This window comes from Bacillus sp. 7705b, assembly GCF_002289525.1.
Taxonomy (GTDB): Bacteria; Bacillota; Bacilli; order Bacillales; family Bacillaceae; genus Bacillus; species Bacillus halotolerans.
In genome coordinates this window covers 17,641-42,238 of record NZ_NSDH01000017.1, presented here as the reverse complement: position 1 = coordinate 42,238, position 24,598 = coordinate 17,641, and the positions used below count along the sequence as shown (strand labels likewise).

Below are 24,598 nucleotides of genomic sequence, written 5' to 3'. Positions count from 1 at the left end.
ACGATAGGTAAACATAAGAGCTTCACAGCTAGATATAAAAATGATGAGGACCATATATAGGTCAGCCATTTCTCAAGTTAGGAAGGGCGGTAGTTTGTGAGTTTTCTTATACCTATTTATTAACATAAATTTAAAAATGTTGTAATATAAATGGATCATAAACGAAGGGGGTGGCAACATGAATAAAGAATCGAAGGTTATTATCGTATTAGGTGAATTTGAGAACGAAGCGGAAGGAATAATTTTAGAATGCAGAATATAAATTTCCAATAGATTAGGTTTTATGCCTGGTCCATGTCATCAATGTGAACGGCAATTCTTTTTTAAAAGCAATTTGCTGCACGCAGCTGGAATTGATCCATCGCAAAAAAAAGAGGTCTAAGCAGGACCTCTTTTTTGCTAATCTATTTTATTGCCCGAACGATAAGAGCGGTTAAAGCTTCAGCCCCTTGGGGAACCAAGTGTACGCCGTCAGGGGTGAAATACTCCGGATGCTGGAGAGCTTCTGTATGCCAGTCAACCAACGTAATATTGTTATGCGTGTTAGCCTGCTGCCGCAAAGATTCATTCACCTTGCTTTCCCATTGCCGGGGAACCCGCGTATTGACAAGATAGATATGAGCTTTTGAGAAAGATGTAAGCAATTGATCGATTTGGCTGTTTGTAAAGTAGCCATTGGTTCCCAGCTCAATGATGACAGCTTTATTCGGCTGATTAAAAGACTTGTATTCTCGTGTCAGTTCTAAAGCTTGAGACATTTGTCTTCCCACCTTCCCATCAATTATGACATGTGAAAGAGACTGACGGAGGCTGGAGGCGATATCAAGCATGACGGAATCCCCTATTGCTAATACTTCTTTATCAGCAGCTGCCGGTTCTTTCTGAGATTTTATGTCCTTTTTTTTCTTAGTCTCCTGTCCTTTTGCGCTCGTTTCCTCTTGATCTTTATTTGAGGCTGTTGTTTTTTGTTTCGATTTGTTTTCTCCGTCTTTATCGGATGCTGCCAACTTTCTATGCTCTGACGTCTGGTTTGTGTCAGCGCTTGTTTCTTGTGAGCTATACGTCCATTGCGGATGTTTTTTCTCTCCGGCTACCCCTGACAGTCCCCCTGCAAAAATAAGCATAGCGAGAATGACGAAGCCAATTGACATTTTGCTGATGACAGATGTCGTTTTCCATTCTCGAATTCTATGAATAAAAGCCCGGCGGAAAAATGACTTAAACCCCTCTGTCCGTATCGGCTTTTCAATGAAATGATAGGAAAGCTCGGCGAGTATAAATGTAACGAAGATCTTTAGCGCGATATGCCAAAAAACAGGGTTTCCGATTTCTTGAACCGGCGTGCTTAACACAATAACAGGGTAGTGCCAAAGATAAATACCGTAAGACCTCGTTCCAAGCCAACGAAGAGGCCTCCATGAAAGCAGAATGCCCAAAAAGCTGCTCGGATGGGATACACATGCAATAAGGACCGCTGCGGTAATGCTTATTAAAAACATTCCACCTCTGTAAAGAAAAGGTTCGTATTCATCTGTAAAATAGACACACAAAACTAAAATACAAAACGCCGATAGTTCTGTGCCATACAAAAGGCGCTTCAGTTTGTATGGCAGCCTGTTGGGAGACAGCCTTTTCATCGGCCATATCAGAGCCAGAGCACATCCTATGAGAAGTTCAAACGAACGAGTATCTGTGCCGTAGTACACGCGACTCGGATCTCCGCCGGGTTCATACAGTACGCTCATCATCACGGCTGAACAGAGCGCAAGCAACGATACCGCTGCCGCCAGTTTCGCACGGTTTTTAAATATGTACATTCCAGCAACCAAGAACATTGGCCATACAATATAAAATTGCTCTTCAATTGCCAATGACCAAAGGTTTTTAAGCGGTGACGGGGATCCGAAGCTATCAAAATACGAGAGTTTATGAAAAATAAACCACCAATTGCTCATGTAAAAGAGAGAAGAGATGGCATCTCCGCGCACAGTGTGCAAAAGTTCCCGGTTGCACACGACGACCCAAATAACAGCGGAAATGATCATAAGGTAAGCCGCTGGCAGAAGCCGCCGAATTCGGCGCACCCAAAAGTCCCGAAAATCAAGGCTGATATCATTTCCATGTGCCGGCAGTATAATAGATGTAATTAAATAGCCTGATAATACAAAAAAGATATCAACTCCAATGAAGCCACCGTTAGCCCAATTGAAGTTTAGGTGATAAGCGATAACTGCCAGGACGGCAAAAGCCCGAAGGCCATCGAGTCCAGTGATGTAGCGGTGATGCTGTGTTTTGTGATACATGGTATTCCTCCAATAATGTGCAGATATTCTCGCTGTTTTGGCTGCAAGGTTACGCCTTCTGGATATCTGTCAGGTCCCTTTGCGAAAGGGAAAACACCCATGACACAGATGATGACATGGATGTTTTTCTGTTATCGAACATAACGTTCTCCCATGAGCAGATTTGAGATGACGCTGGTCGGAATTTTAAACTCTGTAACGCCCATATAGCCGGGGGCAACTTCATATTCATCAAATGAAATCACAAGTTTATGGTCTTCTGTAATATAAAACGTTTGATCAGGCTGAATGTGTTTGAATGGTTCTGCATCCTCGTCAGTGACCCAATAGATTTTATTTGGATCTTCCTTCATTTGCTGTTTCATTTGTTCTTTGATGTTTTGGCTGATGACTTTGATATAGCGGTCATCTTTAAATAAGCTTTTTAATGTAAGTAAGATATCATTCTTTTTGTCAATTGTGATATAACGGCTTTGTGTGTAAGATGATGCTTGTGTTTTTTCAATATCACGCCGAATAGAAATTAAATCTGGCGTGTCTGTTACTGTCTCGTAATCACTGTAGATGCTGAGATGTCCTTTTTTATTTTTGGATGTGGACTGTATAAATTCTTTATACATCTGCTTGCTTTCTTTCAAATATTTCTGGTTGATGCTGTTTTCAAGCTCTTTATTAGAAAGTCCCGACAGAGCAGGCGTTTTGACATCAATGCTTGATTCATCTTTCTCTTCTTTGATCTCAATAAAAGTGATGGCTTTGACGATCTTGCCGATGACAGGGATTTTTGACATAGCTTGAGCTGCATCTGGGTTGATGTTGACAAGTGCAGTGAATAAAATAGCTGCCGCGACAGCTGCTGATGTCGGCCACATGACGATTCTTTTCTTTTTTGGTTTTTGCTGAAGGGCTTTTTCGACAATGATATCCAGTTCTTTAGGAATCTGGACATTTTTATATTCTTCTTTTAATTGCTGTAATCTCTTATCCATTAAGAATCCTCCTTCGTCAACTGAATGCGCATCAGCTTCAATGCTCTGTAAAGGCGCGTTTTGACGGTATTCAAGTTTTCCCCTGTAATTTCCGCAATTTCTTCTAGTTTGAGGTCTTCAAAAAAACGCAAAATAATAATTGTTTTATAGTGGGACGGCAATTCGTCGAGCGCTTCATGAAGATCAGTGTCCTTATAGTGATCTTCCTTTCCTGAGCTTAAAAACTCAATCGTTTCGTCATCCATCACCTTTAACTTTTTTTGTTTTCGCAAAAAATCAATAGCTGTACGTACTAAGATTTTATAAAACCAGCTTTTTATCGTCTCAGGGTTTCTGACCGTTTCAACTGAGCTGAGCGCTTTTTTTATAGATTCCTGAATAATATCTAATGCGTCATCTTGATTTTTCACATAACTGAAGGCTAATCTGTAGAAATCTTGCTTATGGTCAGTTATACACGTGACAAGCAACGCTTTTATTGTTTGTTTTTTCTTCATTGCAATAAAGGGCTCCTTTTTGAATATACGTATATCGTAGGATGTTACCTAGGATAGACGGGGCAGTTTGAAAAATAGTTTGCGCAGATATTATTTTTTTAAAAAAAGTGATCAGGAGCGGGAGGGGAGGATCAATTGCTTAAAAATAAACGGAAAAGACCCTATTAATGGGGGAGTTCATAAAAAAACATGACTTGTTGATACAAGCCATGTTTTTTGGTTACATGGTATACAGGAAATATCATGTGTTCTATTCCAAGTAATGTTTTTTAAAATCTGAGTGGATTGAAAATTTGCGTCGTAACTGGATGAGGTTTTTTCCAAAACTTTCTTCTAAAAGCCCTCTATGCTTCTTCATAATTTCCATGAGATACAGATCATGAATGATCACTTCTGTAATAGGCATGACTAAACCTACATGCATCGTCCATGCAGCACGGCTATCGTTGCCAAGAGAGACAATACCTGCTACTACTTCTGAATCATCTCCGCTATATACAAGCCACCGTCCGTCATACTCTTCTGTAATTTCACTGCTCATATCATGAAGGTACACATTAGCAAAATCAGATGCGATATCTCCGTAGGCAATAATGGTGACAATGACACCTTTATTTGCCGCCTGTCTCAGCTCTGATTCCACCTCTTTGAAATCCTCTTTCCAGATCTCCAAGAGGATTCTTTTTTTTGCTGATAATATACAAGCCTTCACCTTTTCAAGAATTTCACTGCGGCCGGTAATATTCCAGATATTTTCCCGGTCATTTGCGGTCTGTTCGAATTTTTCAAAGTATTTTTCAGCCTGGTCAAAATTCTCTTCCGCTTTGAGCCGTCGGTTTTTAATCAGTTCTTTAGCGGGTACAGGGACATACTGAGGCGTGTTTCCGTGGCTTACAAAAACATCTCCTCTTAAGACTAGGCTTTCCAAGACTTCATATATTTTTGAACGAGGCACGCCGGAATTTTTGGCTACCGCATAACCGGTTAAAGGCGATTCTTGCAATAATGCCAGATAAGCTTTTGATTCATATTCGGTAAAATTGAGGTTTTTTAAAATGTCTAACATATTTTCCTTCATACATCCTCCAATATAAAGAGCAGTCGCTGCCTTTGTAATCGCTATTTTAACAAACCATATTGATTTTTTCCAAACGTATTGATACACTTTTTTTAGGGAGTTACTTTAGTAGTCACTATATGTTAAGGGGATTCATTTAAAGGGGGAAAGAATATGCACAGCTTACTCGCATACATACCGATCGCTGCCATGATGGTTATCATTCCAGGAGCAGATACGATGCTTGTTATGAAAAATACTCTTAGATATGGCGCAAAGGCTGGCCGATATAATATTCTCGGATTGGCAACGGGACTATCTTTTTGGACGGTTATTGCCATTCTAGGTTTATCAATGGTCATTGCCAAGTCGGTGATTCTTTTTACAACAATTAAATATTTGGGAGCAGCATACTTAATTTATTTAGGGATAAAAAGTTTTTTTGCAAAAAATATGTTTTCTTTAGACGACATGCAAGCTCAAGCAAAAACCGCAGCAATTTCTCCGAAACGACACTATAAATCTTCCTTTATGCAAGGGTCACTCAGTAACATTCTCAATCCCAAAACGGTTTTGGTCTATGTCACGATCATGCCCCAATTTATCAATCTGAAGGGAAATGTAAACCAGCAGCTTATTATTTTAGCTTCAATTCTCACCCTATTAGCGGTGTTATGGTTTCTCTTTCTCGTTTATATCATTGATTACGCAAAAAAATGGATGAAAAACCCCAAGTTCCAGAAAGCTTTTCAAAAAATAACGGGAATCATATTAGTTGGGTTTGGTATTAAAACTGGTTTAAATTGATGTCACGGCCACTTACCAAAAGACTCCGTTCATATTTTGAACGGAGTCTTTTGATAAATATGGAGATTAAATCACGGAGGCAGGTATGTTTTTATCTTCAGCATACGTTTATTTGGAGACATTTGTACGGGAAAAGATCATGACACTAAATGAGCGGGATCGTAAAACATGGAATATCCAGTGCCTCGCAGCACACAAAAAAGACAAGGGATAAACAACTCCCTTGTCTTTTTTATGATTTCACTTAGTATGACGAACTTTATAAGCAATCATCAATAAGAGAAACCAAACTGGAGTGACAAATAGGGAAACACGCGTATCTTTCGCGAGTGCCAGCACAACCAGTATGAACACCAGGAAAGCCAGTGTTACGTAATTGGATAATGGAAAAAGCGGCATTTTAAATGTATTCACCTTTGCTGCATCCGGTCTTGTTTTCCGATATTTCAAATGGCAAATCACAATAATGCCCCAAATAAAGATGAAGCATATAGTAGAAACACTTGTGATAAGCGTAAAGACTTGCTCTGGCATTACATAGTTCAGAATAACACCAATAAGAATGGCAATGGCTGAAAAGAACAATGCATTGCTTGGTACATTTGAGGCAGTCAGCTTTTGCAATGGGTCAGGTGCATGATGATCCTTGGCAAGCGAGTATACCATCCGGCTTGTACTAAATAAAGCACTATTGCCAGCTGAAGCAGCAGATGTCAGTACAACAAAATTAATGATGCTGGCGGCTGCTGTGATACCGACCGCTGAGAATACTTGAACAAACGGGCTTTCAGCAGGATTGATGATATTCCATGGATAAATACTCATAATCACAAGAAGAGCGCCAATATAAAAAAGCAAAATTCGAATAGGGATATTGTTAATTGCTTTAGGGATTACTTTTTCTGGGTTTTCTGCTTCGCCTGCAGTAAGCCCCACAAGTTCAATGCCCGTAAATGCAAACACGACCATCTGGAATGAGAGGATAAATCCATGTAAACCATTTGGAAACATGCCGCCGTGACTCCAAAGATTCGTGAAGGAGGCTATGCTTGACTGTGTGGAAAATCCTTTTATGATCAAGACAATACCGATAACAATCAGTGCCAGTATTGCGATGATTTTGATTAATGCGAACCAGAACTCCAATTCACCAAAAAGTTTTACAGTCGCTAGATTCATGATGAGCAACATCATAAGCGCAATGAACCCTGGCATCCATTGGGGTACACCAGGAAACCAATATTGGGTATAAAGACCGACAGCTGTTAAATCAGCCATAGCAAGTGAGATCCAGCAAAACCAGTACGTCCAGCCGGTAATAAATGCTGCCATATTTCCTAAATAATCACTTACAAAATCAACAAAAGAGTGATATCCCGCGTTTGATAAGAGCAGCTCTCCCAGTGAACGCATAATAAAAAAGAGAAATACGCCCGTGATCATGTAAGCAAATAAAATAGAGGGTCCTGAAAAATGTATTGATTTCCCTGATCCTAGGAATAAACCAGTTCCAATTGCCCCCCCAATCGCTATGAGTTGTATGTGCCTGTTTTTAAGGCCTCTGGACAATTTCCGTTTGTGCAGAGAATTGTCCATAGTGGAATCGTCCGTCACTTTATGTTTTCCTCCAATAAAAAATATAGTTATCTTGGTTGTTTAGGAATCATAGCTTCCTAAATTTTTTATCTATCATTATAACAGGAAACTTATATTATTTTAAATTTTATTGATTTTTTTAATTAAATGTAACTAATGTATCTATCTTTCTTTTCTATTTTTATAAGGTGTAATATAAGGTGTAATATCCATCAGGATGAGTAAAGGATTTCTTTTCTGCCGCTCTAATAATATATCCCACTATTTTTTATTAAAATAATAAAGTTATAAGAAGAATAGAAAGTTTACATTCAGTCATGTTTATAATGACAAGAGATTAAGTTTTGGGTTATTTGCCCTGATCTTTAAGATGTATTTTCTGAAGTATCAGAACTTTGTCACCAATATGTTCACGGAGAGTGGTAAACTGTTTACGAATTATTACTTTTGAAGGGGGACAACCTGAGTGAATCATAGATCAAAAACACCAAAAAGGGTGTTTGTTTAGACAAATAACGAAATTATCTTTTAATCGGTGCAAGCTTTTGTGTTGAGATACGTGCTATTGTTCCTGCATACAAAAACATTTAACAGAATATTGAAAAAGAAAATCCGAGTGCGGACGCAAGGCCATAGAATGAGATGAGATCATCAGTACAAGGCATAAAACTGATGTCCGTTTTTTCAATTTTGACTAATAAGGACAAAGGATGATATAGATGAAAAGAATTGATAAAATATACCATCAGCTCATGCATAATTTTCATGACTCCAGCTTAGATCATCTTTTAAAGGTACAGGGAAATTCAGCAAAGGAAATTGCTCAGCAATTGAAGATAGAGCGGTCCAATGTCAGTTTTGAATTAAACAATCTCGTGCGGTCCAAAAAGGTGATAAAAATTAAAACGTTTCCCGTGCGCTACATTCCAGTGGAAGTAGTGGAAAGGGCATTCAACAAAAAATGGAATACAGAGATAATGGAAGTGAAAGAACTGAAGGGGCTTTCTGAAAATCAAAAAAAGAACGATCAAAATATTTCTACGAATCCTCTTGAACTTATGATTGGAGCAAAAGGCAGTTTGAAGAAAGCAATTTCTCAAGCAAAAGCAGCTGTTTTTTATCCTCCGCACGGTCTGCACATGCTTCTCTTAGGACCAACAGGCTCCGGTAAATCCCTTTTTGCGAACCGGATTTACCAGTTTGCGATTTACTCTGACATTTTGAAGGCTGGTTCTCCGTTCATCACATTTAACTGTGCAGATTACTATAACAATCCTCAATTATTGCTCTCTCAATTATTTGGTCATAAGAAAGGAGCATTTACCGGTGCCAGCGAAGATAAAGCCGGTTTAGTTGAGCAGGCCGACGGGGGCATTCTGTTTATGGATGAAATTCATCGTCTTCCGCCTGAGGGACAAGAAATGCTGTTTTATTTTATCGACAGCGGATCTTATAACCGTCTTGGAGAAACTGAACATAAAAGAACATCGAAAGTATTATTTATTTGCGCAACTACCGAAAACCCTAATTCTGCTCTATTAAAAACATTTTTGCGGAGAATTCCAATGACGATTCATATTCCATCGCTGGAAGAACGATCTCTTAAAGAGAGAGTTGATCTCACAACGTTTTTATTAGGGAAAGAAGCAGAGCGTATTAAGAAGAATCTAAGTGTGCATATCGATGTATATAATGCATTGATTCATTCTGCGAAGTTTGGGAATGTGGGACAGCTGAAATCAAATGTGCAGTTAGTTTGTGCACATGGATTCTTACATAATCTTGACAGAGATGAAGTTGTTGAACTGACCGTTCGGGATCTCCCGGATGAAATCAAGCAAGATTGGATGTCAAGCAGCAAAAACATGAAAAGAAGCAAAACGATTTCTGAATATGTCAATATCACAACCATCATATCCCCGATAGTAGAAGATGAAACAACAAAAATTGATGATGATCTATCATTTAATTTGTATCATTTGATAGAAGAAAAGGTCGAAGTGCTAAACAAAGAAGGTTTGTCCAAAAAGGAAATAAACCAATATATTTTAACGGATATTCATTTGCATGTCAGAAGCTTTTTTAATCAAAGCGCGTTCCGAAATGACAACCTGCTGACATTTGTTGAGGACGGCGTGATTCAAATGACGAAGCAATTAAAAGAAGTTGCTGAACATGAACTGAATTGCACATTTGACCGTAAATTTATCTATTTTTTAAGTATGCATATCGATTCATTTTTAAAACGCGGTAAGCAAATTGATATTTTAAATGCGCAGGAAACAGATGAAATCCGTGATACCCATGTGAAAGAGTATCAGGTGGCGCTCATATTTAAAGACAAAATTCAGGAACACTTCAGAGTAACCGTCCCGGAAATAGAAGTCATCTACTTAACGATGCTGATTCATTCCATCAAAACGTTAAAAGAAAACAAAAGAGTAGGGATTGTGGTTGCCGCACATGGAAATAGCATGGCGAGTTCCATGGTAGAAGTAGCGACGGAGCTTTTAGGAAGCACCCCAATTGCGGCCGTTGATATGCCCCTTTCTGTTTCACCTGCGGAAATTATGGAGCGCTTAGCGGGAAAAATACAGCAGGTAGATGAAGGTGAAGGTGTTTTAATGCTTGTTGACATGGGGTCACTTGCAATGCTGGAAAGCAAGCTTGAAGAAAAAACAGGCATCAAAATCAAAACAATCAGCAATGTCACGACCTCAATGGTGCTGGACGCCGTCAGAAAGGTGAACTATCTGAATTTACATTTACATGCCATATATGATTCGGTCACAAAGGATTTTATTGAGTTATGGGATCGGCAGCCTGCCGCCTCACCAGGCAAAAAGAGGGCGTTGGTTTCGATCTGCACAACAGGCAGCGGAACGGCAAAAAAGCTGGAAGACATCTTAAGAACGATCGTAAACAAGGCCTCTGATGTTCCCATCCACATATTGACCGTATCATCAATTAAATTGGCAAATAGCATCAAAGAAATCGAAAAAGAGTATGAGATTCTTGCGACAGTAGGAACAAAAGATCCTAAAATCAATGCTCCGCATGTATCATTGGAGGTATTAATTGGAGGAGAAGGAGAGAAGATGATCCAACAGGCGATCACAAAAGGAAGCATCCCGATGAGTAATGGATTATCGGGCACAAACATCATTGTACGGGAGCTTTGCGAGGATAGTTTGAAAAAGTATCTGGTTTTTTTGAACCCTCATCACATTATAGAAATCTTATTAGAGTGGCTTCAAACCATTCAAGATGAACTAGGCATCATTTTCAATAACACAGTGATGATCAAAGTGATTATGCATACAGCTTTTGCCTTTGAAAGGGTGATTAAACAGAATCCGATTGCTTTTTCCGAAGAAGACGAAATAACCGATCAGCTGAAAGAGATCTTTGAGGTGACAGAGCGAACATTAATCCCTTACGAACAAAAATTGGGGCTGAACATAAGCGATGATGAAAAATTATTTATAGCCGCCATTTTTGCTGACGAAGTACATGGCCACATGTGTTAAAAACGATTTTTTTACGTAAACCTGTATTAAATGGAACGCCATTTTAATACAGGTTTATTTTTGTATTCTCATGTGTTTCAATCAGCTTTCTTCATGTGCTGTAAAACAAATGAAAACGCTTAACACAGCTTCTTTGGCACGATACTTGCATTATAAATGGGTGTACGAAAAAGGAAAGGAGCAATCGTGTTATGATTTCAGTCATTATTAGCGGACATGGGGACTTTCCCATAGCATTAAAAGAATCTTCAGGCATGATATTCGGTGAAGAAAATCATCTGATAGCGGTGCCGTTTTTTAAAGGAGAGGGCATCCAAACGCTGCAAGAAAAATATCATCAGACGCTTCAGGATATTCCGAAAGAAAATGAGGTGCTTTTTTTAGTTGATATTTTTGGAGGCACACCGTATAACGCAGCGGCTTCCTTCATCGCTAAGGATCAAAGAATGGATATGGCTGCCGGCATAAACCTGCCGATACTACTGGAGGTTTTAAGCCTGAGAGAACATCTGAAACTCAAAGAATTGCTGAATCACTTAAAAAAAATGAGCCAGCAAAGCTTTCAAGTTTGCAGCGAACATTTAGAAAAAGCAAAAACAGTTTGTGAAGAAAAAAGAGAGGATGAACTATGATGAACATTACATTGGCAAGAATTGATGACCGCTTTATTCACGGCCAAATCCTGACAAGATGGATTAAAGTCCATGCAGCAGACCGAATCATCGTTGTGTCAGATGACGTTGCGCAGGATGAAATGAGAAAAACCCTGATCCTATCTGTTGCTCCTTCCAATGTAAAGGCGAGTGCCGTATCAATTTCTAAAATGGCAAAGGCGTTTCATAGTCCGCGCTACGAAGGGGTAACGGCGATGCTGCTGTTTGAAAACCCATCCGATATTGTATCTCTCATAGAAGCAGGCGTCCCTATCAAAACCGTAAATGTCGGAGGGATGCGTTTTGAGAATAATCGCCGGCAAATCACCAAATCAGTCAGCGTAACTGAAGAGGATACAGAGGCGTTTGAAACATTAAATGAATTAGGCGTCACACTGGAATTGAGGCAGCTGCCTTCTGATACCAGTGAAGACTTTATGGAGATTTTGAGAAATGTAACAAAATCATCAAGGGGATGAGATGATGACTTCAATACAAATTATTTTGTTGTTAATCATTGCAGCCATTACAGGTATTGCAAGTGTATTGGATGAAGGACAAACACACCGTCCGCTGATTGCCTGCACTTTGGTTGGCCTTGTGCTTGGTGATCTAAAAACAGGAATCATTTTAGGAGGAACGCTGGAGCTGATGGCGCTGGGCTGGATGAATGTCGGCCTCGCCATGGCGCCTGATACAGCCATTGCCTCTGTGATTTCAACCCTTTTAGTGATTACCGCTGATCAAGGCATTGGTGAAGGCATTGCCGTCGCTGTTGCTTTGGCAGCTGCAGGTCAAGCGCTTACTATTTTTGTCCGAACGATTACTGTCTTTTTCATTCACCGTGCTGATAAATATGCCAGGGAGGGGAATATCAAAGGAATTGAAATTATGCATGTTACAGCCATGGTGTTTCAAGCGCTGCGTGTCATGATACCGACTTTGATTGTGGCCTTAATCAGTGTGAGCGCTGTTCAGGCGTTCTTGGGAAATATTCCTGAAGTCATTACCAAAGGTTTGCAAATAGGAGGAGGCATCATTGTTGTTGTGGGGTATGCAATGGTGATCAATATGATGAATATCCCTTATCTTAAGCCATTTTTCTATATTGGTTTTTTGTTGGCAGCGTTTACCGATTTCAATTTAGTAGGATTTGGCGCTCTTGGTCTCTGTCTGGCGCTTTTATACCAGCAGGTTATGCAAAAAAATAGCGCCCACGGGGCAGTCGCCGCAGCCGCAGACGGCAGCAATGCAGCTGTCTATGATGATGATGACGATCTTGATGCATAAGAACGAGGGGGGATGAAAATTGGAGAAAGAAAAAAGATTAACAAAGAAAGACATTTTCAGTATGTTTATCCGTTCGAATTTCTTGCTCGGCTCATTTAACTTTGAACGTGTGCAGGCAATGGGATATTGCTATGTGATGATACCGGCGATAAAAAAATTGTACGGTCCGGGAGCGAAAAGAAACGCAGCTTTGCAGCGCCACTTGGAATGGTTTAATACACATCCGTGGCTGTCCGCACCCATATTTGGGGTGACAGCTGCCATGGAAGAAGAAATGGCGAACAATAAAGGAATAGACGGGAAAGCAATAAGCGGGATGAAAATCGGTTTAATGGGTCCGATAGCGGGTGTGGGCGATCCTATTTTCTGGGGAACCGTACGCCCCGTATTGGCTGCTTTAGGGGCTTCTCTTGCTTTAGGCGGAAACATTGCCGGTCCTCTGCTGTTCTTTTTCCTGCTGAATGCCATCAGATTAACCACAAAATATTACGGTTTAAAGTATGGCTATGTAAAAGGGATGGAGATTCTGCAGGATCTAGCAGGGAATCGTATTCAAAAACTGACAGAAGGTGCTTCCATCCTCGGGTTATTTGTGATGGGGGCTTTGGTCTCCAAGTGGACCACCATCAACATCCCGATCGTTGTTTCAAGAATTAAAGATGATAACGGAAAAGTTGACGTTCAAACTGTGCAAAATATTTTAGACAGCATTATGCCGGGGGTGCTGCCTTTAGGATTGACTTTATTAGTGGCATGGATGCTGCGAAAAGGAGTAAATCCGCTCCTTATTATAGTTGGCATATTTGTGATCGGTATTCTTGGCTATTGGGCTGGATTTCTGGCATAAGCGCTTAACGGGTAAAAAGGGGAGAACCTGCAGAAGTCTTTCTCATAACCTCTTCATCATTCGATACAGCTTTTATCACGGATCACTCGTGCAGATGTCTCTCTTGAATGTTTTTAAATGTTAGAGAGGAGAGAATCAGAATGAAAAAGAAGCTAATTCAAGTCGTGATCCTATTCACCATGCTGTTTACTATGGCACTGCCAGTAAGTGCAGCCGATTCAAGCTACTATGATGAGGATTACCGTCCCCAATATCATTTCACACCAGAGGCAAACTGGATGAATGATCCAAACGGAATGGTTTATTATGCAGGGGAGTATCATTTGTTTTATCAGCATCATCCATACGGTCTGCAATGGGGGCCGATGCATTGGGGCCATGCAGTAAGCAAGGATTTAGTTCACTGGAAGCACCTTCCCATAGCGCTGTCACCTGATGAAAAAGGCACAATTTTTTCCGGGAGCGCAGTGGTCGATTGGAATAATACAAGCGGTTTTCAAACCGGAAAGGAGAAGCCGCTTGTCTCTATATATACGCAGGATCATGAAGACGGCCAAGTGCAAAGCGTCGCCTATAGTAATGATAAAGGCAGAACGTGGACGAAATACTCAGGTAATCCGGTCATTCCAAACCCGGGAAAAAAAGATTTTCGCGATCCGAAAGTGTTTTGGTATGAAAAAGATAAAAAGTGGGTGATGGTCCTGGCAGCTGGTGACCGAATTCTCATTTATACATCGAAAAATTTGAAGCAGTGGACATATGCAAGTGAGTTTGGACAAGGACAAGGAAGTCATGGAGGCGTATGGGAATGTCCGGATTTATTTGAACTTCCTGTAGACGGCAATCCGAAACAAAAGAAATGGGTGATGCAAGTCAGTGTCGGAAATGGTGCGGTTTCAGGAGGATCAGGCATGCAATATTTTGTAGGAAGTTTTGATGGAACAACTTTCAAGAACGAAAACCCGTCAGACAAAGTATTATGGACCGACTACGGTAAAGACTTTTATGCGGCTGTTTCTTGGTCCGATGTTCCTTCTTCAGATGGACGGCGGCTTTGGCTAGGGTGGATGAGCAATTGGCAATATGCCAACGATGTTCCTACATCTCCATGGAGAAGTGCAATGACTATTCCAAGAGAAGTAAAATTGAAAGCGTTTTCTAAAGGGATCAGAGTTATTCAAACACCAGTAACAGAGCTGCAATCTATCAGGGGAGCCGCGCAGAAGTGGAAAAATAAGATTATATCGCCAGAGAGCAGTAATGTATTGGCGGGTATATCTGGAGATGCTTATGAAATGAATGCAGAGTTTCAAGTGAATCCAGGTTCGGCTTCTGAATTCGGTTTTAAGGTTCGAACAGGGAGAAATCAATATACAAAAGTCGGTTATCATCAAAAGAGCGGCAAACTGTTCGTTGACCGAAGCCAATCCGGAAATGTCACCTTTAATCCAACCTTTAACACTGGGAAGCAAGCAGCTCCGCTGAAGCCGGTAAATGGGAAGATAAAAATGCGTATTTTTGTTGACCGCTCTTCAGTCGAAGTATTTGGCAATGACGGGCAACAGGTGTTGACTGACATCATTCTTCCGGATAGATCAAGCAAAGGTCTTGAATTATATGCTATTAATGGCCGTGTTAAGGTAAACTCCCTAACGATTCATCCTTTAAATAAAGCATGGGGAGCGTCACCGTTTATATCCAATTTGACTGGCTGGACAACTGTAAACGGTACTTGGGCCGACACAATTGATGGAAAACAGGGACGATCAGACGGCGATTCCTTCCTGATGTCTTCAGCATCAGGAGCTGACTTCACTTATGAATCCGATATAATCATTAAGGATGGGAACGGAAAAGGGGCAGGGGCTCTTGTGTTTCGTTCTGATAAAGACGCACAAAACGGTTATGTAGCCAATGTGGATGCGAAACATGATCTTGTGAAATTTTTTAAATTTGAGGACGGGATTGCCTCTGTTATTGCCGAACACCAAACACCAATAGATATAAATAAAAAATATCATCTGAAAACTGTGGCTCATGGCGCTCACTTTAAAATATATTTGGATGACCGTCTAGTCATAGATGCTGAAGATTCTGCATTCTCAGAAGGTCAATTTGGCTTGAACGTTTGGGATGCTACAGCAGCCTTTCAGAATGTCAACGCAAAGGCTGATTAGAAAAGACAAAAGAGGCATTTTTAATGAAGGGGGAAAAGAAATTCTTACAATTTCTCTATAAAAAAGGGCACAGACTCAAACTGTCTGTGCCTTTTTCTTATTTCAACAGGTTCAATGATTCGCGGTTAAATGCTTCCAAATCATCAGGTGTTCTGCTTGTTACAATGTTGTGGCTGACGACTACTTCTTCGTCTTTGTAATTTGCACCAGCGTTGATCAAGTCTTTGCGAATGCTGCGGTAGCCAGTGATGTCTTTGCCTTTCAGAAGATCCGTATCAATGAGTACCTGCGGGCCGTGGCAAATAGCGAAAACAGGTTTCTCATTTTCTACAAATGCTTTCGCAAATTCACCCGGCCGGTCATCTCCGCGAAGCAAATCTGGGGAAAATCCTCCAGGAATCAATAGGGCATCGAATTCACTTGCATCTACGTCGGAGATTGCTTTGTCGATCTTCACTTTCTCGCCATGTTTACCGGTAACTTCCTTGCCTGCTTCCAAATCAATGGCAACGACGCTATGGCCAGCTTCTTCGTATGCCTTTACCGGACTTGTATATTCGATATCTTCGAATTGGTCTGTAACGAGAACAGCGATTTTTTTGCTCATATTTATACCTCCTATGAATTCCTATATACCATAGAATAACAGGCACGTTCATTTTCCTTCAAAATATTTGCTTGAGATGTTTTTCGCAAGAGTCCTGCGAAAGGATTGTTTATAGGTTTTATGGTTTTCATAGGGTAAAAGCGCAGCCAAAACGAGGCTACCCCACCTTTTACAACTATAATGTAGAGATATCAATAACGAATCGGTAGCGTACATCACTGCGAAGAACACGCTCATATGCTTCATCCACTTGATCGGCACGAATCACCTCAATTTTAGGTGCAATGCCATGCTGAGCAGCGAAATCAAGCATCTCTTGTGTTTCTGGAATTCCGCCGACAAGAGAACCCGCTAGGCTGCGGCGGCCCATGATTAAGGAGAATACACTATATTTGTCCGGCTCGGCCGGTGCCCCTACATTCACAAGGGTTCCGTCTATCCGAAGCATTGATAAATAGGCATCTACATCAAGGTTCGCGGATACTGTATTTAAGATTACGTCAAAACGCCCGGCCAATTCAGTAAATGTAGCTTGATTACTGGTTGCATAGTAATGGTCAGCCCCTAGTTCAAGGGCTTCCTCTTTCTTATTCATAGAGCGGCTCAGGACGGTTACCTCTGCACCCAAAGCATGCGCAAATTGAATCGCCAAATGACCAAGCCCGCCGACCCCTACAATCGCAACCTTTTTGCCTGTGCCGACGTTCCAGTGTTTTAGAGGGGAATAGGTTGTAATCCCTGCACACAGTAGAGGGCTGGCAACATCCATCTCCAAACTGTCCGGTATCCGAACAACGAACCTGTCAGTGACAACGATTTTTTGGCTGTACCCGCCATACGTCGGATTTCCATCATAGTCCAGTGAATTATAAGTTTGGACAACACCTTTAGTGCAGAACTGTTCCTCACCGCTGAGGCAGTATTCGCATTCTCCGCAGGAGTCAACAAAACAGCCGACGCCAACGCGATCTCCGACAGCAAATTTTGTGACTTCTGCTCCCACAGCCTCCACAACTCCGGCGATTTCGTGACCGGGAACCATCGGAAAAATTCCTCCGCCCCATTCATCGAACGCACTGTGGATATCGGAATGGCAAATACCGCTGAACTTAATGTCGATTAAGACGTCGTGCGGCCGTAATTCTCTTCTTTCAATTGTCGTCTGTTCAAATTTCGCTTTAGCATTTGGTACGCTTAATACACGAGTTTTATAATGATTACACATACAGACCTTCCTTTCATATAGTCAGTTTCCAGATAAGAACATGTCACTTGGTGTTTGTCATGTGTGTTCAACATCACTTTAAACCTTAAAGTCCACTTTAAGGCAAGAGTTTTTTTAGAAACATATTTTTATAAAAGATTAAGAGTAAACACAATTATTGAAGAAATAATGCTTTTTTAACACTTAAGTATTAAATTCTGTACGGCCGCTCATATAAAAAAACGCATCGAATCAATTGACTCGATGCGTTCGTTTTATCATGTATCATACCATTCATCATGAACAGGTCCGTCTCTCTAAGAGTAATGGTTACATGTACAAGCCAACTGTCTTTTGTTGCGCCATGCCAATGTTTTACGTGCGGCGGAATATTCACGACATCTCCTGAAGAATGAGATTGAGGAATACGTCAGAGTTTAAACTTGGTTTCTTCTTGACTTAAAGTGAACTTTAAGTGTTATCTTCAAAAACAGAGGATAAAGAGGTGAAAAATATGAATATTACGCAAGTGGCAAAGCAGTTTGGCCTAACAGCCGCAACGCTCAGATATTATGAACGTGTTGGATTGATCCCGCCGGTAAAACGAAAAGAAAGCGGAATCCGCGATTATGATGAAGAAGATATCAAATGGGTTGAATTCATCAAATGCATGCGAAATGCTGGACTAACGATAGAAGCGTTAATTGAATATACAACGTTATTTACTGAAGGAGACCGAACAGTAGAAGCCCGCAAAAATATCCTGGCTGACGAAAGACAGCGATTGATAGAAAAGCGGAAAGAAATTGATGAAACAATAAAAAGATTAAATAAAAAAATTGAGGATTATGATGGGAAATTGCGCGAAAATGAGGACAAACTCAAAAGCAGACCTAAAACGGAAAGTTTTCATGGATAAGTACCAGTAAGGCTAGAATGAATTAAACAATTCCTTCTTTGTTAACATTTATCATAAAAGAGCAGGGGAAATCGCGGAAAAACGCGGTGTCTCCCGTATTCATATCGCGCTTGCCTGGTTGCTGCAGAAAGAGCCTGTAACAGCTCCTATTATCGGTGCTACGAAAATGTCACACCTTCAAGATGCCGTAGGTGCTCTTGCAGTTAAATTGATGCCTGCAGAAGTTAAGTTTCTAGAAGAACCATATGTACCTCACCGAATAGTTGGTCATCATGAATTATGCTCGAAAACGATATTGCTGGAAATCAACAAAATACTATGTTTCGGATTGAGAGAAAGAATAGAGGGCTTATGAATAAAAACTGGCCTATTCCAATTCTTTAAGGAATTCTAAGGCCTAAGGAGCAGGGGAGAATGATAGAAAAACAGTATACAATTATCGCGAGTACAGGCTTCGCACGTGCAGCAGTCTTGTTAGTACGTGCGGCTTGTAAATTCAGCTCTAGTATATATCTTGAATATCAAGGGGAAGCTGTCGATCTGAAAAATACACCCAAGTCCCTCATTGATGTGATGTCACTAGGAATTAAACCTAATACCCACATAAGGATAAGAGCTAATGGCGTTGACGAGAATCAGGCTTTACAAGCGATAGAAGATCATTTGCAAAAAAACAAGTTCACAAAGAAATGAGGAAGAAAACCTCTCTTTTTTTATCATTTTCAGGGACTCGCTCCAAGTCCCCCTTTTTTATACGAGCGTTTTGTTAAATGCTTATCTTTAAAGAAACCAACTCATTTCTCTTCATATTAATGCCGAAAATCTTATAATTGGAAAGGATAGGGTAATGAAAAAGGCATCCATAAGGATGCCTAAAATGAATCTTTACTGAATGATTACCTATTCCATCTTTTTACTGGTTTACAGCATGGATTTCTTAAGTCACTTCCACAATCATATTCCTCAACGATATTTTCATTCTCTGCAGATTGTGTCACTGGATAGTAATTTTCTACTCTTGTAACATTTCTATTAACATTAACAATATGAGTCGGCTGAACACGTCTAACAGTACGTTCATTGGTAGTCGTATTTACAACATTTCTTGTGGGAGAAACAATTGTTTCTACATTGTTGCCTCCGTTACCTCCATTACCCCCATTAAAACCATTGAAGCCATTGAAGCTATTGGTACCGTTGTTCCCGCGACGAGAGCCGAACATGAATTCGTCCACACTTCTTAACCCACCGTTGCTGCAGCTCATCAAAATCACCCTCTCAAAAAATCTTGTCTTACAATATAAGTTATGATGAAGAAAAAAGGTTGTCCTAGACAAGAAACTCATATTATCGATACACATGACAAGTAAGGGGGCAAAGTTTTCTGTCATTTTGATTATATTTCCACCGTAGCTACGGGCCTGGAAGACCAATCAATCATTTTATACTTGATAATAGCAGTCCTGGTATTAAAATGACTTATATATTAAAATACTAATAATATTTCGAATTTTAAATCGAGGTGGGCTATGAAAACGATTGGTCTTATTGGCGGAATGAGTTGGGAGTCGTCGGCTGAGTACTATCGAATTATCAATGAGGAAATAAAAAAGAAGTTAGGGGGGTTACATTCTGCAAAGTGTCTTTTGTACAGTGTTAATTTTAAAGAGATTGAACACTTTCAATCAGAAGGAGCTTGGAATAAAGCTGGTAAAACCTTGGGGGAAGCAGCAAGATCATTAGAAAAAGCCGGAGCAGATTTTATTGTAATATGCACAAACACTATGCACAAAGTAATTAGTGATATCCAAGCAATGATCACAATACCTATTTTACATATTGCCGATGCAACTGCTGATCAAATGAACAGACAAGATATTCGTTCAGCAGGATTACTTGGTACCAAATATACAATGGAGCAAAATTTTTATAAAACTCGTATTGAGACTCATGGCATTAATATTATTGTGCCTAATGATAATGAAAGAGAATTAATAAATAATATTATCTATCAAGAACTATGTTTGGGTGAAATTAAACAGTCATCGAAAAACATTTATCACACAATCATAAATAATTTGATGAATAGAGGAGCGGAGGGAATAATTCTCGGATGTACTGAAATTGGATTACTAGTAAAAGCTGAAGATTTCAAAGTGCCAATATTTGATACAACCTTAATCCATGCTCGAGAAGCAGTGAATAAATCTCTTTCGATTTCATCTTAGAATCAGTTCCTTCCTATACTCTAAAACCGTTTTTTAAGAGCGGTTTTTTTATTATGTTTATACAAGTCATAAAATAGGAGGCTCTTTATAGGGGTGATAATATTATGATCCTTTCCACTGAAAATTGTGTTTGAAGATATTGAAGACGGCAGCAAGGTCTCACTAACACAATAGATAGACTTTGAAAACAATTGCGTAGTGAGGTGAGTATATCTGTTCTTATATACTAAACGGTATACCTATCCAGTTTTAGACATGACACGGGTGACGAGTTCAGGAATCAGATGACAATCCTGAAGCCTATGCCTAGGTATAGATTGATGATGACCTTACTTCAGCTGTACAGATTTTTGAAATGAAAAACCAAGGTGATTCATTTCATCCATCCTTAAAGCTAATGAATAATAATGAAAAACAAATTTATGTAGTTTTTTATTTTTCAGTCTAATGATGTAGATTAAATAAGCTAAATGTAGAAAGAATTTGTTTCTCATTTTAGATATATTAAGAGAGGGGGTGTGAATAATGAAAATAAAAAATCTTGAAATATTTGTTTCTCATTTTAATCAAACTGTAAGCTTTTATAAAGATATCCTTCAATTTAAAAGGCTGGCGTTAACTGATACATTAGCCACATTTCAAGTGGGAGAAAGCATTTTAACCTTGCATCAAGACGAAGTGAATCAATATTACTATCATTTTGCGTTTAATATCCATTCGAATATTTTCGCAGAAGCAAAAGAATGGCTGAAAAAGAAGGTTAATTTACTTGAAGAAAATGGTGATGATGAAGTATATTTTGCAAATGCAAAGGCAAGATCGATATATTTTGAAGATCCAGCAGGTAATATTGTTGAGTTTATTTCTCGATTAGAAACCTCTCCGGAAACGAGGTCAAAAGAATTCACGCCCGACAATGTAATAGGGATAAGTGAGATTGGTTTATCTACGAATCATGTTAAAGAATGTTTTGACTACCTTTTAAAGTTGGGAATCCGGCAAAGAAATGATGAACCTTTCTCAAAAAACCATTTACATTTCATGGGGGAGTATAAAGAAGGAGTCTATATTTTATTAGGTCCTGTCGGAAGAAGGTGGATATTCTCGGATAAATACAGTATAGATGCACCACTTATGATTGAAACTGACCGAGGGATCATCAAAAATTTTGATGAGTAGTCAAGCTTTTAATTGGTGTGTGACATATCTTTCATGCATTATTTTTGCTTGCATTGTCATCCCTATATTCCCAAAATTTTATCCTCTCTTCTGTCGGAAAATTCAGTAATAATGGCACTTCTCATATACCTGTGTGATGGTAATATGATCAATATATGTAAACGAAAGGAGCGAAGATGGTCTGCCGAATCATTCCTGAACTGAATGTAAGAAAACCAGACGCAGGACATTTATTGTGAGGAGGATATAAGTTGAGAAAGTTAAAAATGGCAAGTTTATTAACCGTTATGATGGCGTCATTCTTCATTTTTTCTAGTCATGCACAAGCAGTTCAGTATTACACTGTCTCAACAAGCAGCGGTGCTCCCGTAAATATGCGCAGCGGCCCAGGTACAAGTTGGGGGATTGTAACGACTATTCCGAGCGGAACCCGCATCCCGATCTACTGCTACAAAACCGGTACAACTGTAACTGGAAAGTATGGAACGAGTAATATTTGGAACTACACAGAACGGACGCTTGCCAGCGGGGAGATCGTTCCTGGATTTGTCTCTGATACATATATGTATACAGGATCAGACGGCCCGGTAGTTCCTAAATGCAGCTGGTAGCATATGTATCGTTCTTAAAATGAAGAAATTGAAGAAAGAGGGATGACATTGACTAAACTGAAAATGCTGAGTATGTTAACCGTGATGATCGCATCATTATTCATTTTTTCCAGTCAGGCACTTGCCGTTCAGTACTTTACTGTCTCAACAAGCAGCGGTGCGCCTGTAAATATGCGCAGCGGTCCAGGTACAAACTATCCTATTATGCTTTCCATTCCTAGCGGTTCACGTGTTCCTTACTATTGTTACGCTTATGGGACGACTGTTACTGGAAAGTATGGAACGAGTAATATTTGGGATCAAATCCAGTGGAAAGATTCACGTGGTGTCGTGAACATTGGATATGTTTCTGACACATATGTCTACACAGGTTCAGACGGCCCTGTCGGTTACAAATGCAACTAGCTATATAATTCGTACAATAGAGTCTCTTCTTTGGGCCTATCTGAGAGAAACCATACCAACAATGTTGGTATGGTTTTTGCTATTATTATGTCTTCCGCACCTGCATTTGTGGGAATGCCGCTATCGAGCGCTTCATCTATAATATGGAACGCGGTCTTTTCATCTGTATCGAGCCACCTAAACATAAACGGCTGACCCGCAATCCTGTTCTTCCTAAAAAGGTGTACTTCACAACAAATCTCTCCTCATGGAATATCGTAGATTTTCGCATTTTAAAAGAATTTCTGATTAACAAAGTAGGATTCTAATGAAATCGCCATCTGCTCCCAGCAACATTCAAGCGAGATTAGGAGCATTTTCCCTTTGATTTTTGAACAAGATAATTGTATAATACAAATCGTAATTATTTCGGTTTGGGAAAAGGAGTGTTGTAATGAAAATTTTATTTGCAAAGAGATTAGGGATATTTATGATTGGTTTATTACTAATATTGGCAGGATGTCAGACTTCAGGTTCATCTAAAGGTGAGTCTAATAAAACAGCAACATCATCCTCAGCAGGTGAAGAAAACTCTTCTAACACGCAAGAGCAAACATCAGAATCTCATGATCACGATCATGGTCATAGTCATGCACATGGTGAAGAGACAGAAAAAATTCATGAAGGCTATTTTAAAAACAGCCAAGTAAAGGATCGTTCACTTTCTGATTGGGAAGGAGACTGGCAATCGGTATATCCATACCTGCAAGATGGCACTCTGGACGAAGTATTTTCATATAAATCAAAACATGAAGGTGACAAGACAGCTGAAGAATATAAAGAGTATTATAAAAAAGGGTATAAAACAGATGTTGACCGTATTGTAATCCAAAAAGATACTGTAACGTTCTTCAAAAATGGAAAAGAATATTCAGGTAAGTATACGTATGACGGGTACGAAATTCTAACATATGATGGGGGCAATAGAGGGGTAAGATACATATTCAAACGAGCTAAAGAAGCTGAAGGACTTCCTCAGTATATTCAGTTTAGTGATCATAGTATCTATCCGACTAAAGCTAGCCATTACCATCTCTATTGGGGTGACGACCGTGAAGCTTTACTTGATGAAGTGAAAAACTGGCCTACCTATTACCCGTCAGAAATGGACGGGCATGATATTGCCCATGAGATGATGGCGCATTAAATGAAGATGAACATACCGTGAATTATGGCATTTCTTCTACACAAACGGTTTTTTTTCACTATGGAAAATTGATAGAATGGGGAAAAACAAGCTTAGTCCCTTATAGAGTTTGAATGTTTAAATACTTTTAGCTGCTGACTCCTCGTCAGCAGCTTTTTTGCCCTCTTTCGTTTTTATCCGTTTCTTTCTCTTCGCAACGGGGATTGACGGCTCAATAACAAAGTTAAGATACGATCAATATTAACTTGACGGTTGGGAAAAAGCTTTTTGAAGATAGGGTGAAGAGTAAGGGAGAGTATGAGGAAAAAATGAAATGACTAAAGATGAAGAAGCTCTGGTATTATTTCGAAGTTCTGTGAGTGTATGTTATGCGAACACAACAACGAAAGCAAAAACAGTTAGAAAAAGAACCAATGGTTTAAAGCCAACGGTTCTTTTTCAATGACATATTTAAAGCAGGAACATTGGTTAAAATGTGGCATGTGTGTAGCCGTGAGTTGAAAGCAGTTAACG

At 39.7% G+C, this 24,598-nt stretch carries 22 protein-coding genes and 3 pseudogenes; 15 read left to right on the top strand and 10 right to left on the bottom strand.

Annotation, left to right across the window (positions count from 1 at the left end):
• Positions 1–404: 404 nt before the first annotated feature.
• The 4 genes from CJU60_RS07625 to CJU60_RS07610 form a co-directional block, all read right to left on the bottom strand.
• Positions 405–2,303, bottom strand: coding sequence for an acyltransferase family protein (locus CJU60_RS07625; protein ID WP_095713416.1), 1,899 nt, complete (start codon positions 2,301–2,303; stop codon positions 405–407).
• Between the two features lie 131 nt (positions 2,304–2,434).
• Positions 2,435–3,292, bottom strand: a complete 858-nt coding sequence (gene rsiV / locus CJU60_RS07620; protein ID WP_095713415.1) for an anti-sigma-V factor RsiV — start codon at positions 3,290–3,292, stop codon at positions 2,435–2,437.
• Positions 3,292–3,789 carry an RNA polymerase sigma factor SigV gene (gene sigV, locus CJU60_RS07615; RefSeq protein WP_095713414.1) on the bottom strand — a complete coding sequence of 166 codons (498 nt, stop codon included), beginning with the start codon at positions 3,787–3,789 and terminating at the stop codon, positions 3,292–3,294. Before sigV ends, rsiV begins: the two co-directional genes overlap by 1 nt.
• Before the next feature lie 250 nt (positions 3,790–4,039).
• On the bottom strand, positions 4,040–4,867 hold the full coding sequence (locus CJU60_RS07610; RefSeq protein WP_095713413.1) for a TrmB family transcriptional regulator: 828 nt from the start codon (positions 4,865–4,867) through the stop codon (positions 4,040–4,042).
• A gap of 153 nt (positions 4,868–5,020) precedes the next feature.
• On the opposite strand from CJU60_RS07610, the gene CJU60_RS07605 reads away from it, so the two are divergent.
• The gene (locus CJU60_RS07605) at positions 5,021–5,653 is read left to right on the top strand and encodes a LysE family transporter (RefSeq protein WP_024122275.1); all 633 of its coding nucleotides are present in this window, start codon (positions 5,021–5,023) and stop codon (positions 5,651–5,653) included.
• Between the two features lie 240 nt (positions 5,654–5,893).
• Here the strand turns inward: CJU60_RS07605 and CJU60_RS07600 are convergent, their stop codons facing one another.
• Positions 5,894–7,267, bottom strand: a complete 1,374-nt coding sequence (locus tag CJU60_RS07600) for an amino acid permease (RefSeq protein WP_024122274.1) — start codon at positions 7,265–7,267, stop codon at positions 5,894–5,896.
• 701 nt (positions 7,268–7,968) lie between these two features.
• Here CJU60_RS07600 and CJU60_RS07595 point away from each other — a divergent pair.
• From CJU60_RS07595 to CJU60_RS07570, 6 genes are all read left to right on the top strand, one after another.
• Positions 7,969–10,779, top strand: a complete 2,811-nt coding sequence (locus tag CJU60_RS07595; protein WP_095713412.1) for a sigma-54-dependent transcriptional regulator — start codon at positions 7,969–7,971, stop codon at positions 10,777–10,779.
• Positions 10,780–10,970: 191 nt separating this feature from the next.
• Positions 10,971–11,411, top strand: a complete 441-nt coding sequence (gene levD / locus CJU60_RS07590) for a PTS fructose transporter subunit IIA (RefSeq protein WP_095713411.1) — start codon at positions 10,971–10,973, stop codon at positions 11,409–11,411.
• The gene (locus tag CJU60_RS07585) at positions 11,411–11,911 is read left to right on the top strand and encodes a PTS sugar transporter subunit IIB (protein ID WP_095713421.1); all 501 of its coding nucleotides are present in this window, start codon (positions 11,411–11,413) and stop codon (positions 11,909–11,911) included. Before levD ends, CJU60_RS07585 begins: the two co-directional genes overlap by 1 nt.
• Before the next feature lie 4 nt (positions 11,912–11,915).
• Positions 11,916–12,722 (top strand): PTS fructose transporter subunit IIC, encoded by an 807-nt coding sequence (gene levF / locus CJU60_RS07580; protein WP_095713410.1) that lies wholly within the window; start codon positions 11,916–11,918, stop codon positions 12,720–12,722.
• Between the two features lie 19 nt (positions 12,723–12,741).
• Complete coding sequence (gene levG, locus CJU60_RS07575; protein ID WP_024122268.1) at positions 12,742–13,569, top strand: PTS fructose transporter subunit IID; 828 nt, start codon at positions 12,742–12,744, stop codon at positions 13,567–13,569.
• 140 nt (positions 13,570–13,709) lie between these two features.
• Complete coding sequence (locus CJU60_RS07570; RefSeq protein WP_095713409.1) at positions 13,710–15,746, top strand: glycoside hydrolase family 32 protein; 2,037 nt, start codon at positions 13,710–13,712, stop codon at positions 15,744–15,746.
• Positions 15,747–15,843: 97 nt separating this feature from the next.
• On the opposite strand, the gene yraA is transcribed toward CJU60_RS07570, so the two are convergent.
• The 3 genes and pseudogenes from yraA to CJU60_RS21800 all read right to left on the bottom strand — a co-directional run.
• The gene (gene yraA / locus CJU60_RS07565; RefSeq protein ID WP_069487145.1) at positions 15,844–16,353 is read right to left on the bottom strand and encodes a cysteine protease YraA; all 510 of its coding nucleotides are present in this window, start codon (positions 16,351–16,353) and stop codon (positions 15,844–15,846) included.
• Positions 16,354–16,528: 175 nt separating this feature from the next.
• The gene (locus CJU60_RS07560; RefSeq protein WP_095713408.1) at positions 16,529–17,578 is read right to left on the bottom strand and encodes an NAD(P)-dependent alcohol dehydrogenase; all 1,050 of its coding nucleotides are present in this window, start codon (positions 17,576–17,578) and stop codon (positions 16,529–16,531) included.
• 190 nt (positions 17,579–17,768) lie between these two features.
• Positions 17,769–17,963, bottom strand: a pseudogene (locus CJU60_RS21800) (hypothetical protein); the annotation flags it as partial.
• Positions 17,964–18,071: 108 nt separating this feature from the next.
• Between CJU60_RS21800 and adhR the strand changes: the two are divergent.
• From adhR to CJU60_RS07540, 3 genes and pseudogenes are all read left to right on the top strand, one after another.
• Positions 18,072–18,476 carry an aldehyde stress transcriptional regulator AdhR gene (gene adhR, locus CJU60_RS07550; RefSeq protein ID WP_024122264.1) on the top strand — a complete coding sequence of 135 codons (405 nt, stop codon included), beginning with the start codon at positions 18,072–18,074 and terminating at the stop codon, positions 18,474–18,476.
• A gap of 55 nt (positions 18,477–18,531) precedes the next feature.
• Positions 18,532–18,747, top strand: a pseudogene (locus CJU60_RS07545) (aldo/keto reductase); the annotation flags it as partial.
• Positions 18,748–18,890: 143 nt separating this feature from the next.
• Positions 18,891–19,169, top strand: a complete 279-nt coding sequence (locus tag CJU60_RS07540) for an HPr family phosphocarrier protein (protein WP_095713407.1) — start codon at positions 18,891–18,893, stop codon at positions 19,167–19,169.
• Between the two features lie 203 nt (positions 19,170–19,372).
• On the opposite strand, the gene CJU60_RS07535 is transcribed toward CJU60_RS07540, so the two are convergent.
• On the bottom strand, positions 19,373–19,741 hold the full coding sequence (locus tag CJU60_RS07535) for a CotD family spore coat protein (protein ID WP_095713406.1): 369 nt from the start codon (positions 19,739–19,741) through the stop codon (positions 19,373–19,375).
• Positions 19,742–20,005: 264 nt separating this feature from the next.
• Between CJU60_RS07535 and CJU60_RS07530 the strand changes: the two genes are divergently transcribed.
• The 4 genes from CJU60_RS07530 (at position 20,006) to CJU60_RS07515 (ending at position 22,899) form a co-directional block, all read left to right on the top strand.
• Complete coding sequence (locus tag CJU60_RS07530; RefSeq protein ID WP_095713405.1) at positions 20,006–20,704, top strand: aspartate/glutamate racemase family protein; 699 nt, start codon at positions 20,006–20,008, stop codon at positions 20,702–20,704.
• Positions 20,705–21,229: 525 nt separating this feature from the next.
• On the top strand, positions 21,230–21,883 hold the full coding sequence (locus CJU60_RS07525; protein ID WP_095713404.1) for a VOC family protein: 654 nt from the start codon (positions 21,230–21,232) through the stop codon (positions 21,881–21,883).
• 251 nt (positions 21,884–22,134) lie between these two features.
• Positions 22,135–22,494, top strand: a complete 360-nt coding sequence (locus tag CJU60_RS07520; RefSeq protein ID WP_010335061.1) for an SH3 domain-containing protein — start codon at positions 22,135–22,137, stop codon at positions 22,492–22,494.
• Positions 22,495–22,542: 48 nt separating this feature from the next.
• Complete coding sequence (locus CJU60_RS07515) at positions 22,543–22,899, top strand: SH3 domain-containing protein (RefSeq protein ID WP_004398671.1); 357 nt, start codon at positions 22,543–22,545, stop codon at positions 22,897–22,899.
• 14 nt (positions 22,900–22,913) lie between these two features.
• Here the strand turns inward: CJU60_RS07515 and CJU60_RS22165 are convergent.
• A pseudogene (locus CJU60_RS22165) lies at positions 22,914–23,131 on the bottom strand (aldo/keto reductase); the annotation flags it as partial.
• A gap of 201 nt (positions 23,132–23,332) precedes the next feature.
• On the opposite strand from CJU60_RS22165, the gene CJU60_RS07505 reads away from it, so the two are divergent.
• Entirely contained in the window at positions 23,333–24,085 is a 753-nt protein-coding gene (locus CJU60_RS07505) for a metal-binding protein ZinT (protein ID WP_095713403.1), read from the top strand.
• Positions 24,086–24,598: the final 513 nt, after the last annotated feature.

Bases quoted from the DNA above. Each gene is read 5' to 3' on its own strand.
- CJU60_RS07625 (WP_095713416.1), bottom strand. From the start codon at position 2,303: ATGTATCACAAAACACAGCATCACCGCTACATCACTGGACTCGATGGC.
- rsiV (WP_095713415.1), bottom strand. From the start codon at position 3,292: ATGGATAAGAGATTACAGCAATTAAAAGAAGAATATAAAAATGTCCAG.
- sigV (WP_095713414.1), bottom strand. From the start codon at position 3,789: ATGAAGAAAAAACAAACAATAAAAGCGTTGCTTGTCACGTGTATAACT.
- CJU60_RS07610 (WP_095713413.1), bottom strand. From the start codon at position 4,867: ATGAAGGAAAATATGTTAGACATTTTAAAAAACCTCAATTTTACCGAA.
- CJU60_RS07605 (WP_024122275.1), top strand. From the start codon at position 5,021: ATGCACAGCTTACTCGCATACATACCGATCGCTGCCATGATGGTTATC.
- CJU60_RS07595 (WP_095713412.1), top strand. From the start codon at position 7,969: ATGAAAAGAATTGATAAAATATACCATCAGCTCATGCATAATTTTCAT.
- levD (WP_095713411.1), top strand. From the start codon at position 10,971: ATGATTTCAGTCATTATTAGCGGACATGGGGACTTTCCCATAGCATTA.
- CJU60_RS07585 (WP_095713421.1), top strand. From the start codon at position 11,411: ATGAACATTACATTGGCAAGAATTGATGACCGCTTTATTCACGGCCAA.
- levF (WP_095713410.1), top strand. From the start codon at position 11,916: ATGACTTCAATACAAATTATTTTGTTGTTAATCATTGCAGCCATTACA.
- CJU60_RS07570 (WP_095713409.1), top strand. From the start codon at position 13,710: ATGAAAAAGAAGCTAATTCAAGTCGTGATCCTATTCACCATGCTGTTT.
- yraA (WP_069487145.1), bottom strand. From the start codon at position 16,353: ATGAGCAAAAAAATCGCTGTTCTCGTTACAGACCAATTCGAAGATATC.
- CJU60_RS07560 (WP_095713408.1), bottom strand. From the start codon at position 17,578: ATGTGTAATCATTATAAAACTCGTGTATTAAGCGTACCAAATGCTAAA.
- adhR (WP_024122264.1), top strand. From the start codon at position 18,072: ATGAATATTACGCAAGTGGCAAAGCAGTTTGGCCTAACAGCCGCAACG.
- CJU60_RS07540 (WP_095713407.1), top strand. From the start codon at position 18,891: ATGATAGAAAAACAGTATACAATTATCGCGAGTACAGGCTTCGCACGT.
- CJU60_RS07535 (WP_095713406.1), bottom strand. From the start codon at position 19,741: ATGAGCTGCAGCAACGGTGGGTTAAGAAGTGTGGACGAATTCATGTTC.
- CJU60_RS07530 (WP_095713405.1), top strand. From the start codon at position 20,006: ATGAAAACGATTGGTCTTATTGGCGGAATGAGTTGGGAGTCGTCGGCT.
- CJU60_RS07525 (WP_095713404.1), top strand. From the start codon at position 21,230: ATGAAAATAAAAAATCTTGAAATATTTGTTTCTCATTTTAATCAAACT.
- CJU60_RS07505 (WP_095713403.1), top strand. From the start codon at position 23,333: ATGAAAATTTTATTTGCAAAGAGATTAGGGATATTTATGATTGGTTTA.